This is a genomic window from Pseudomonas sp. ITEM 17296, from assembly GCF_028895205.1.
Lineage (GTDB): Bacteria > Pseudomonadota > Gammaproteobacteria > Pseudomonadales > Pseudomonadaceae > Aquipseudomonas > Aquipseudomonas kermanshahensis.
In genome coordinates this window covers 1-1,072 of sequence record NZ_WJRS01000074.1, presented here as the reverse complement: position 1 = coordinate 1,072, position 1,072 = coordinate 1, and the positions used below count along the sequence as shown (strand labels likewise).

The 1,072-nt window shown below is 45.7% G+C and carries 1 protein-coding gene and 2 pseudogenes; all 3 read right to left on the bottom strand.

Annotation, left to right across the window (positions count from 1 at the left end; genetic code table 11):
- A pseudogene (locus tag GIB19_RS28100) lies at positions 1-87 on the bottom strand (peroxide stress protein YaaA); the annotation flags it as partial.
- A gap of 362 nt (positions 88-449) precedes the next feature.
- On the bottom strand, positions 450-854 hold the full coding sequence (locus GIB19_RS28095; protein ID WP_099430387.1) for an NUDIX hydrolase: 405 nt from the start codon (positions 852-854) through the stop codon (positions 450-452).
- A 136-nt stretch (positions 855-990) separates the two neighbouring features.
- Positions 991-1,072: pseudogene (locus GIB19_RS28090) on the bottom strand (peroxide stress protein YaaA); the annotation flags it as partial.

Genomic DNA, 1,072 nt, shown 5'->3' with positions numbered 1-1,072 from the left:
CTTGAAGTCGACGTTGATCACGCGGGCCTTCAGGGCGCTGCGTTTTACCGCGCTGAAGTACTCATTGCTGGCCAGGTTCAGCAGCACGAGTATCCTATGGTCTGGATTTTCGGAATGTTATCAATAGGTTGTTGCTTCCGCTGTATTTGTTTCGAACGAGTTCGCAGGGAAGTATGTGAGAAGTCGTAGTTTCGGAAGGTTTACGTATTTGTTAGAGGCGGAAAAATAAAGCGTGTACAAGAGCGAGAGGATCCTTGCACGCCATGTGCGTCAAGCAGCAGAACTTTCGGCGTGTGTGGCAGGCCCGCAAATTTAGGTCGTAGAGTCAGTAGCGTCAAAAATGCAAACGCTTATCCCCGATATCTATCGAATGAGATATAAGGGAGATCTGAGTGGGGAGGGTTTGCCGCGTGAAAATTATTGCAGGTTAGAATGATTAGAGGTGATGGTCAGAATTTTCTACTGGTAACGATTCCGGAAAAGCTCAGGCAGTCACTTACGCGAATGCCTTGAACTTCGCTTAAAGATGATACAGGAGCGAATTTGTATTCTGAGTGTTCGTTGCTTAATGTTATTTTAGAGATGTCATTTAGCGTGCAGCGGAATATGAAGGCCTGTGAGTTGTACTGTTTATGATAATAAACGCCAGTCAGGGCTGCATCGGTGATTGGCTGATTGAGTTCTTCAAAGCATTCTCTGATGAGTGCTTCATGAATTGTTTCTCCAACCTCTAGGGCCCCGCCGGGGAGACCCCATGCAAAATTCCCATAGGTTGCTTTTAATAGGAGTACTTCATTTTTTTCGTTAAGTATTACTGCGTGGGAACTCAAGCGAAAAGTATCGTCAAATGCCATACATTGATCTCTAATTTTTTTGAAATGGTTGCGAGTAGGTTAGTAATAACCGCTGTATAGTCAAATGAGAAAATGTTTGAAGTTGTAACGAAGGGAGCATGTTCTCTTACGAACAGCTCCCGTCTTCGTGAATAACTCACTCGCCAGGGTGGTCGCGCAGGAAAACCAGATGATCCGCCTTCGACTGCTCGGCACTGTAGTAGTACCCCTGCACGTCA